Raw genomic sequence first — 8,137 nt, 5'->3', positions numbered from 1 at the left:
AACCCTCAATTTCAAAAATTACTAAAAAGTATCAGCTCTCATAAGACACAATAAAAACAACTAAATATCGAGACAAAAAATAAGCCCAGGGGTTGGTATTCCCTGGACTTACCCATTACAAGCCAATATCAAACATTAGCTGGCGCTTGTAGTGGCCGCCCAACGGGAGAACCGTCTCGTCAGCTAATTCTACTTCCTGGTATCGGCCTAGCTCCGACAGAAGCTTCCTCAATTGGTCGCGCTTTACGATGTGACTGCGATGGATGCGAATGAATCTATCGTCCAGTAATTCTTCCATATCAGATAGCGTTGCTCGATGCAGCACCCGTTCATTGCCAAAGTAGATCTTCACGTAATTACCAAACGCTTCCACACGTTCTATGGGGGCTACCGCAACAAAACGAACCTCACCAGGACGCGTTTTAACGGCAATAATGTTTCGTCTCATGCACCCCATACCTAGTCCCTCTCCATAACCAGGTCGGCATCGATGCTATTACCTCCAGCTAACTTGATTGAGGAGCTACCTTTAATCGAGTAGTCGTTGTATACCGCAAAAATTAGCGTCGTACTAAGCCCAATAGCGACGATCGCAGTGATCAACGTCCCGGTTGATAGTGTACCGATAATACCTGAACCCCACCCCAACGGATTCCAGAAGTTGGTAGCAAAGACTCCAGCTGAGCCAACAGCTAGCGCAAAAGCACCAGACGATGCTGACTTCAATGTTTTCACGTCATCAGCCAACGACGCGCTTTTTACGGCTATCGTTTTGTCTTGCCTTTCGATAGCTCGCTCGAGCTCTGACTTGGTGTATACGACCGTTACATTCGACATACATGTTCTCCTAATTGACAGTTAATTAACTGCAGCCGTAACTGCCATTAGGTGATATAGGTTTTAATTTCGCTTGGTTGTTACTCTAGGTATACGAAACAAAAAATAGGGGCACTCAGCCCCTATAGCTCGAATTCAGCAAAGTCACGGTCAACATCTTCCTGAGTAATGCCAATATAACGCAGCGTCACAGCCTCAGAGCTATGACGTAGCATCTTCATTACCCTGGCGATGTCGTTGGTGTTCTTGTAAAGATGATAACCTCGTGTCTTCCGCATTGAGTGAGTACCCAGTTTAATGCCAACCTCCTCCCCTATCGCCGCGAACGCCCGCGAAACGTAACGGCGGCTAATCGGGGCCTCCTCCAAACCTTTAGACCATTGGTTCCGGTAGGACTGAAACAGGTAGATATGCTCGGGATGCTCTTCTTTAATGCGAGCAATAATAGACCGTGCTTTGTCGTTCAATTTAATAGTTGCTTGTTTCGACGTCTTCCCCTCAACCAGGGTCAGACGCTCGTCGTTTATGTTTTCAAACTTGATGGATAGCAGATCCGAGATCCGTAATGCCAGGTTCAAGCCTACATCCCAAACGTCCGCAATTTGCTGACCATAAGTTCGTTTGAGAAGGTAGCTAATCAGCTTCACGGTATCCAGATCTTTAACCGCTTGCACTTCGGCCATGATCGAGTTCCTTTTTTGCTGTAAAACGTGATTTTGAGTACTTAAGAGGGTATAAAGGGGGAAATAGCCCGTTTTTAGTGGGTTTGCTTGTTCCCGTTATTGCAATTTGGGAACATTAGCAATTGAGGCTCACTCGGCATAATATATATTTAAGAATATTACACATCAGTATTACCTGAACGACACAACTCTAAGCACTGAGTCGCCAAAAACTTCTTACCTTCCTCATCGATATAGCAATAAAAAAGCACGCCCAAGTCGGGGCGTGCTTTGCAATTAGCTAAGGCCTCCACTTAGGCTTTTGCAGTTCCATTAAAGCGCTGCACTGTGTAGTACAACGCTGGCAGCACCACCAAAGTCAATAATGTCGACGAGACAATGCCGCCGATTACCACAGTAGCCAGTGGTCGCTGTACCTCAGCGCCGACACCGGTATTAAATGCCATAGGGACAAAGCCCAGGCTAGCTACGAGAGCAGTCATCAGTACAGGTCTTAACCGCTGTTGCGCGCCTTCAAACACCGCATCTTTCAATGGCAGTCCGTCGCGCAGCAGTTGCCGTATGAATGTCAGCATGACCACGCCGTTCAAAACCGCCACGCCCGACAGTGCAATGAAGCCGACTGCAGCGGAAATTGATAGCGGCATATCACGCAGCGCTAATGCGAATATCCCGCCGGTCAGCGCTAAGGGAACGCCTGTGAATATGACGAGTGCACTGCTCAGCGAATTAAACGCACTGTATAGCAGGCCAATAATTAATAGCAGCGCTAATGGCACAACCAAACTCAACCGTTGGGAAGCTGATTGCAGCTGTTCAAAGGTACCGTCGTAGTTAACCCAATAACCTGCTGGCAAATCAACCTCAGTCGTTAGCGCATCCTGAACATCTGCCACAAAAGAGCCCAAATCACGATCTTCAACATTCGCACTCACAATAACATTGCGTTTGCTGCTTTCTCGGTTAATTTGGTTCGGTCCACTTTCCAAACTCAATTCGGCGACCTCTCCCAACGGCACATAGCGCAGCTCAGGGTTGCCGGCAGGCAGATCAATAGGCAGTGATTTAAGCTGTTCAATGCTCTTACGCCATTCTTTGTCGAGACGTACCATTAGCTTGAAGCGTTTATCCCCCTCGTAAATAATCCCTGACTGAACTCCACCAACCGCAGCTTGAACTGCTCGCTGTACATCAGCGACTGTTAGGCCTAATAACGCTAAATGATCACGCTTAGGTATCACTGAGAGTGTCGATAAACCGGTCATTTGTTCAACCCGAACATCAGCAGCGCCATTAACGGTGCGAATGACTGCGGCGGCTGAGTCGCCTAACCGTTTAAGCGTTTGCAAGTCATCGCCATAAATACGAACCCCCAAGTCAGCTCGAACGCCTGCAATAAGTTCGTTAAACCGCATTTCAATCGGTTGAGTGAACTCGTACTTATTACCGGGAAGCTCTTGCACAGCAGTTCGTATTTCAGCAACCAGTTGCTCTTTGGTTTTTTCTGGGTTTAGCCAGTCCTCACGCTCCTTTAAAATAATAATGGTATCAGCGACGCTCGGTGGCATCGGGTCGGTCGCAACATCCGGGGTACCAATTTTTGAGAATACCAGTTTAACTTCGTCAAAGCGTGACACCACAGACTCGACATCTTTTTGCATTGCTATAGACTGCTGCAAGCCAGTCCCCGGAATGCGCAAGGCTTGCATGGCAATATCGCCTTCATCAAGCTGTGGCAAAAACTCAGTTCCCATGCGACTCGCCTGAAACAGTGATACCGCAAATAACCCAAAGCCAAGCAAAATAATGACAACTGGAAGCTTTAATGTTTGCCGCAGAGCCGGCTGATACACTTTGCGGGCCGCTCGCATTATTCGGCTTTCGCTGTGCTTAATATTGCCACGGACAAATATTGCAATAGCAGCGGGTACAAAGGTAACGCTGAAAATCAGAGCCCCTAAAAGCGCCGCTACGACCGTAAACGCCATGGGATGGAACATCTTGCCTTCCACGCCACTTAACGCAAATATTGGCAGGTAGACCAGCATGATAATCAGTACACCAAAAACCGTTGGGTTGAAGACCTCACGTGTACTATGGGTTACTTCAATTAAGCGCTCTTTAGTGGTAAGTACCCGGCCTAAGCGTTGCTGTGCAATTCCAAGCCGTCGCAAAGCGTTTTCAACCACAATGACCGCACCATCGACGATAATACCAAAATCAATTGCGCCCAGGCTCATTAAATTACCAGACACCTTGTTGGCGACCATGCCGCTTACCGCAAACAGCATACTTAACGGAATGACACAGGCGGTAATCAGTGCTGCACGGGCATTTCCGAGTAGAATGAAAAGCACGACAATAACCAGCACGGCACCTTCAAACAGATTTTTCTCGACCGTTGCAATAGTTTTATCAACGAGAGAAGTACGGTTATACACCGTTTCAATCACCACCCCGTCTGGCAAGCTTCGTTGCACCTCCTCAATTTTATTGGCGACATTCTGTGCAACGATGCGACTGTTTTCGCCAATAAGCATCATGGCCGTGCCCAATACCACCTCGCTCTCGCCCGAGGTTGAAGCGCCAGTGCGTAATTGTTCTCCCAGTTTGACCTCAGCCACGTCACTCACGCGCACCGGTGCATCATCACGTTTTGTCACGACCACATCACGAATATCGTCAAGTGTCTTAAGCTGTCCAGGCGAACGCACCAACCATTGCTCACCATTTTTCTCGATATAACCGGCACCAGCGTTTCTATTGTTAAGATCCAATGCTGCCAAAAGGTCCTGCATGGTCACTTTATAGGCCAGCATACGACCGGGGATGGGAGCCACCTGGTATTGCTTTTCATAACCCCCCACACTATTAATCTCGGTAACACCGGGCACCTTGACCAGTTGCGGCTTAATGATCCAATCCTGGATGGTACGCAACTGCTCGGGCGTATACGCCTCGCCATCGGCATTGGTAGCCCCCTCTTTCGCGCGTACTACATAATTAACAATTTCACCAAGGCCGGAGGCTATTGGCCCCATCGTCGGCTCGATACCGTCGGGTACTTCTCCCCTTACCTTTTGCAATCGCTCACTGATTTGCTGTCTAGCCCAGTAAATATCGGTGCCCTCTTCAAACACCACGGTAACTTGCGACAACCCATAGCGTGAGATCGAGCGGGTGTAGTCCAGCTTTGGTAAACCTGCCATCGCGGTTTCCACCGGATAAGAAATACGTTGTTCGGTTTCTAATGGCGAATAGCCTGGCGCTTCTGAATTTATCTGTACCTGAACATTGGTAATATCCGGCACAGCATCGATGGGTAGCTTTAATGTGCTATAAACGCCCGCAGCTGCTACTAACAAGGTTGCGGCAAGCACCAGCCATCGACGATCAACCGCAAAGCGAATGAGTGCATCTATCATTGTTTACTCTCCCTAATGGCTGTGCCCTGCGCCTTGTTTTAGAATGTCAGCCTTTATCAAGTAGCTGTTTTCAACGACATAACTTTCGCCATTCTCAATACCCGATAACACCTCGGTGTATTCACCGTCAGTTCGGCCTAACTCAACTTCCCTGGCTTCGAAACGATTACCCTCTTTAATAAAAACAACGGGGTTATCTTCTAAACGTTGAACAGCATCATTGTTTATCGCCAAGCTCGCGTTAAAGCTGTCTGTAACGACATCCGCTTTTACGTGCATTCCCGGTCGCCAATGCCCCGACTGATTGGGCAACTCGATAAGTGCGCGTGCAATATGTCCGCCAGTCATTTGTGGCGAGATATAAGACACAGTTCCTTCGACGGTTTTATGATGATGCAAGTCGTACACATAGGTCGTTTGCTCTTCTTCTAACGACTCAATGTTCTCCGGGAACGCTGAAAGCTCTACCCAGACCGATGATGGATCCAGGACTTCAAATAATGGCTTTTGCTCAACCACTTCACCAACATTGGTAAAACGTGCAGTTACCTCTCCGCTAATTGGGCTGATGACTTCAAATGCCGTGCCTGTCGTAACATTCTCAACAACAGCCAGAGTTTGCCCGGCTTTTATGTCATCGCCGATATTGGCCTTTAGTGACGTAACAATACCTTTGTACTTCGCTCCGATATGCACAATATTGTTATTATTGGGGGCTATTACACCGAAAATTGTTTGCTTTACTCGAATGCTTTGAGCGCTCGCTGTTGCCAACGTTAATTTCGCGTTTTCTATTGCTGCATCACTTAAATTGGTATGGGGTGCTTCATGCTCTTCGTGTTTTTTCTCATAAGCCAATGCGGGCAGTGAAAAACTGGCAATGCAGATAATTGTAATCAATGTGTTGAGTTTCATTGTTGTACTCCTAAAAACGGCTGTCCGGTCATGCGCTCTAATTCGATGATGTCGCTGTAAATCGCATGTTGACGGGAGATTTTTTCATACTCGAGTTTTGCTAACTCTGTTTGCGCGTCTAACACTTGCAACAAAGAGTGCGTTCCGCGTGCGTAACCCTGTTGAGTTTTTTCAAGTAATTGCTCAGATAATGGCATCAGTCGCTGATTTATCTTTTGCAGATAACTTTGGTGAGTTTGCAAACTGTGCACTAGCGATAAAGCCAGTGATTTTAGTTGCTGCCGAACCTGTTTTTGCTGCGCCAGGATAGACTGATGCAGTAATCGGCTTTGTTTTATGCGACCGACGTTAGGGTCAGTGAACTGCAATGGCATCGATGCCTGGACGATTAAACCTACATCATCGAACTCATTATTGTAGCGAGCCCCGACACCAACGGTAATATCCGACTTTGAGTCCGCTGCTAACGCTCTGGCTTGCGCTTGTAGAAGTTGCTCAGAGTCCAGTAAACGCAAATACTCCGGCGCCCGATTAACAGCCGATAACACGTTGGCTTTTTCCGGGAGGCTTAGCGGAAAAGTAAAGTCTCCAGAGACGCGCGTAAAATTGAGCTCGCCTGCCCACATTGAAGCCAGTTCAGCTTGTTGCTTTTTCAGTTTACCGTTCAACTCGTCAGAGAAAGCGTATTGGCGCTCTAACTGTAATTTAATGCGAATAACCTCGGATTTAGGCACCGCGCCAGCTTCTACACGCTCCTGTGCCACTTTTATCAGTCGCTCAGTTCGCTGAATTTGACGCTCGCTGGTATGCGCGACTTGCTGAAGTTTTAAAATGTCATAGAAACGCTGTGTGGTTTCTGCCAAAACCTCAATTTGACGATACTCAAACTCTGCTCGCTGAGCTTTCTCTTTTTCGGTTGCAGCTTTAACTCGTAACTGCCGTTTGTCCCCTAACTCTATGAGCTGAGAAAAGGATACGGTCAATTGTGAGTTACTGATACCTTCTAGCCGTCCTGAGCCGGCAAAGTTTTCTATTTCCGCAGATACCCTTGGGTTCGCTGAAAACTCAGCCTGCTCTATCAGTGCTCCTGCAGCTCGTATTTTATAATCATACTCCAGTAACTCAGGGTTATTCTTGATCGTTTTTTGTAACGCTTCTTTCAGCTTTAAATCTGTCGTCGCAGCCGTCGCCACAGGCACTAGCGCACCTAAGCAAAAGGCTGCCACGAAGTATAAATACTTCATGTTGCTTCTCCATTAACTTATAGGTTTTAAAAAGTCTAAGTTAACGGTTACGCGTTTGGTGGAGGTACAGGGGGTTGGTGAGTCAGGCTTTGGTCAAAACCTATCGAGTTTGAGTTGGGTGCCAAAATAACAGGCACGGCTGAAATTAAGAGGTTATAACCAGTAATGCAACTAATATGAGGTTGTGTTTGTTGTTTACTATCATATATTGATTTATTTAAGTCTTGATTTTCACGCTCAATTTCTAAGACTAAGTCATACGCAACTCCTGCACTCTTTATTGAAGACTGACTGAAAGTACCAGCCACAGGAGCACAGGCAAAAGAGCTATGAATGAGCACAGTCAGTATTAAAAACCAAGATATTTTCATTCAATTACCCTACTCAATATAAATTCCTAATCCATCCAAAATAAGCTCGGCCATATTAATTATTATACTTACTATTTACTTAGAACCCGGTAGATTCGGTATCATTGAGACCTGCAAGTTGCTTAACAGTAATAGGATAACTCCTAGGGTAATTGCAATATCGGCAATATTAAAAACTGGCAATTGCCACGTTTGCCAACCTAGATGAAGGGAGTCGACAACATAGCCACGAAACAGTCGGTCAATGAGGTTCCCAACCGCCCCCCCAAGAATCAGCCCGTAGCTAATGCCATCCCGTTTACTTACTTTATTAAAGATCAACCTCGTTAAAGCCACAGACATTAGCAGAGCAACCCCAATAAAAAAATAGCGCTGCCAACCTCCACCATTTGAAAGCAGGCCAAATGCCGCACCAGTGTTCCAAGTGTGTACCCAATTGAAAAAAGGGGTCAATGAAATCGAATCACCGTAAGCTATTGATTGCTGCGTCTGCCACTTGATCACTTGGTCAAGGACTACAGTTAAACCAGAAATTAACAGAGAAATATAGGGCGAAAATCCTTTATCAACGCAGGACATTCAGTTCCCCTTCAGTGCAAAAATGCGTCTTGACCCGTTAAGCACGATTAAACCTGCTATGCTACCTATAATAAGATCTGGGT

Annotated in this window: 8 protein-coding genes; all 8 read right to left on the bottom strand. The window is 46.7% G+C overall.

The features are described 5' to 3' along the window. Nucleotides 1-115 precede the first annotated feature (115 nt). Nucleotides 116-448, bottom strand: coding sequence for a LytTR family DNA-binding domain-containing protein (locus tag ABNS04_RS11775; RefSeq protein WP_348671540.1), 333 nt, complete (start codon nucleotides 446-448; stop codon nucleotides 116-118). An 11-nt stretch (nucleotides 449-459) separates the two neighbouring features. Next, the gene (locus tag ABNS04_RS11770) at nucleotides 460-837 is read right to left on the bottom strand and encodes a hypothetical protein (RefSeq protein WP_348671539.1); all 378 of its coding nucleotides are present in this window, start codon (nucleotides 835-837) and stop codon (nucleotides 460-462) included. Nucleotides 838-959: 122 nt separating this feature from the next. Beyond that, nucleotides 960-1,520, bottom strand: coding sequence for a tyrosine-type recombinase/integrase (locus ABNS04_RS11765; RefSeq protein WP_348671538.1), 561 nt, complete (start codon nucleotides 1,518-1,520; stop codon nucleotides 960-962). A 293-nt stretch (nucleotides 1,521-1,813) separates the two neighbouring features. Further along, a complete protein-coding gene (locus ABNS04_RS11760; RefSeq protein WP_348671537.1) occupies nucleotides 1,814-4,945 on the bottom strand; it encodes a CusA/CzcA family heavy metal efflux RND transporter in 3,132 nt (1,043 codons plus the stop codon). 12 nt (nucleotides 4,946-4,957) lie between these two features. Further along, nucleotides 4,958-5,860, bottom strand: coding sequence for an efflux RND transporter periplasmic adaptor subunit (locus tag ABNS04_RS11755; RefSeq protein ID WP_348671536.1), 903 nt, complete (start codon nucleotides 5,858-5,860; stop codon nucleotides 4,958-4,960). Beyond that, a complete protein-coding gene (locus ABNS04_RS11750; RefSeq protein ID WP_348671535.1) occupies nucleotides 5,857-7,104 on the bottom strand; it encodes a TolC family protein in 1,248 nt (415 codons plus the stop codon). Before ABNS04_RS11750 ends, ABNS04_RS11755 begins: the two co-directional genes overlap by 4 nt. 47 nt (nucleotides 7,105-7,151) lie before the next feature. After that, a complete protein-coding gene (locus tag ABNS04_RS11745) occupies nucleotides 7,152-7,475 on the bottom strand; it encodes a hypothetical protein (protein ID WP_034818148.1) in 324 nt (107 codons plus the stop codon). Between the two features lie 75 nt (nucleotides 7,476-7,550). After that, nucleotides 7,551-8,054 carry a signal peptidase II gene (gene lspA / locus ABNS04_RS11740; protein WP_034818150.1) on the bottom strand — a complete coding sequence of 168 codons (504 nt, stop codon included), beginning with the start codon at nucleotides 8,052-8,054 and terminating at the stop codon, nucleotides 7,551-7,553. Nucleotides 8,055-8,137: the final 83 nt, after the last annotated feature.

The organism is uncultured Idiomarina sp. (genome assembly GCF_964010655.1).
GTDB classification, from domain to species: Bacteria; Pseudomonadota; Gammaproteobacteria; order Enterobacterales; family Alteromonadaceae; genus Idiomarina; species Idiomarina baltica.
Note: the sequence above shows the minus strand (reverse complement) of the source record. Positions and strands in the feature narration are given on the sequence as shown.